The sequence below is a fragment of the Mesorhizobium sp. M5C.F.Ca.IN.020.29.1.1 genome (assembly GCF_003997375.1).
In the GTDB taxonomy this organism is placed as follows: Bacteria; Pseudomonadota; Alphaproteobacteria; order Rhizobiales; family Rhizobiaceae; genus Mesorhizobium; species Mesorhizobium wenxiniae.
This window is the reverse complement of the sequence record NZ_RZSW01000894.1, coordinates 1-1,666: the sequence shown is the minus strand read 5'-3', so window position 1 is coordinate 1,666 and position 1,666 is coordinate 1. Positions and strand designations below refer to the sequence as shown.

General features: G+C 62.7%; 2 protein-coding genes. Both read left to right on the top strand.

Features of this window, described 5'->3' with window-relative positions; all coding sequences use genetic code 11:
• A partial coding sequence (locus EOA85_RS34725; RefSeq protein WP_127212685.1) for an ATP-binding cassette domain-containing protein occupies positions 1-971 on the top strand: 971 nt, incomplete at its 5' end.
• 243 nt (positions 972-1,214) lie between these two features.
• A partial coding sequence (locus EOA85_RS34720; protein ID WP_164760108.1) for an ABC transporter substrate-binding protein occupies positions 1,215-1,666 on the top strand: 452 nt, incomplete at its 3' end.

Below are 1,666 nucleotides of genomic sequence, written 5' to 3'. Positions count from 1 at the left end.
ACATGATCGCCGGGCTGGAGACGGTCTCCGACGGCGAGATCAGGATCGGCGGGGACGTGGTTAACGACCGCGATCCAAAGGATCGCGACATCGCTATGGTGTTCCAGTCCTACGCGCTGTACCCCAGCATGACGGTTCGCCAGAACATCTGCTTCGGGATTCGCGTGCGCAAGGTCCCCAAGGCGCAGCAGACTGAAGCCGTCGACCGCGTCGCCAGAATGCTCCAACTCGACGCGCTTCTGGACCGCAAGCCCAGCCAGCTCTCCGGCGGACAGCGACAACGCGTCGCTATGGGTCGCGCCCTAGTGCGCGATCCGAAGGTTTTTCTGTTCGATGAGCCGCTGTCGAACCTGGATGCGAAGCTCCGCGTCGAGATGCGCACCGAGATCAAGAAGCTTCACAAAAAACTCGGCGTCACCATCGTTTATGTGACGCATGACCAGATCGAAGCGATGACGCTGGCGACCAAGGTCGTCGTCATGCGTCAGGCGAAGGTGCAGCAGATCGGCTCCTCGCAAGAGATTTATGACCGGCCGCAGAACCTGTACGTCGCCGGCTTCATCGGCTCGCCGCCGATGAACCTCATTCCCGGCACGTTGCGCAGGACGGGCTCGGACGCAGCCGTCGAGGTCCGCTTGGGCCGCGACGACGTCATGACCGTCCCGCTCGGCCGCAGGGCGGCGCTGGAAAACCGGCACGACGGCCAGCAAGTCATCCTGGGGGCCCGCCCGGAAACGATTGTAGAGACGGGCGCGCACTTTGCCGACGCGGCTCCCTTTAACTTCAATGCCAGGATCGATGTGGTCGAGCCGACCGGTTCCGACAACCTCGCCATCTTCAACGCCGGCGGCATCGACGTGATCGCCCGGCTGCGTCCGGGGTCCGGCGCGGCGGGACAGTTGGCCTCGCTCAGCCTCGATACGAGCAAGGCTTTGATCTTCGACCCGCAGTCGGAGCTTCTGGTCGCATAGGGAGATCATTCGAAATCGCCGGCGGCCGGTGTGGCCTCGGCGCACATAGGAGGTACAGCCAACCCTTCGTGGTTGGGCACGCGCATCTATTGTATCGATCTAACGATTTGCCGTGACGGCGACGGTCATCGCATGAGCAAACCGAAGGTTCGATCAATAGGAGAGCCGCGGAAAGCGGCGCCGGGGGAACCGTCCAGAACCACCGGAACCATTAGGACGACGAAAAACATGGGAGAATGCAGCATGAACTCGAAAGACTTGAGAAAAACGAAGCGCGGCGTCGTCATCGCAGCCGTGGCGGGACTGTTGTCGGTCGGAACCGCGATTGCAAGCGGCAAGGTTGAGGTGATGCACTGGTGGACATCGGGCGGCGAAGCCAACGCGCTGAACGTTCTGAAGGAAGCGCTCAACAGCCAGAGCATTGCCTGGGAGGACTCTGCCGTCGCCGGCGGCTCGGGCACGAACGCCCTCCAGGTTCTGCAGGCGCGCGTCGCGTCGGGCAATCCGCCTGCTGCCATGCAGATGCATGGCGAGCAGATCAAGACCTACGCCGACGAAGGCCTGCTCGGCGACCTGTCCGAGATCGCCACCGCCCAGAACTGGGACGTGGTGATGGCGCCCGAACTGCAGAGGTTTGCCAAACATGACGGCGTCTACGTCGGCGTGCCTTTCAACGAGCACCGCCACAACTGGAT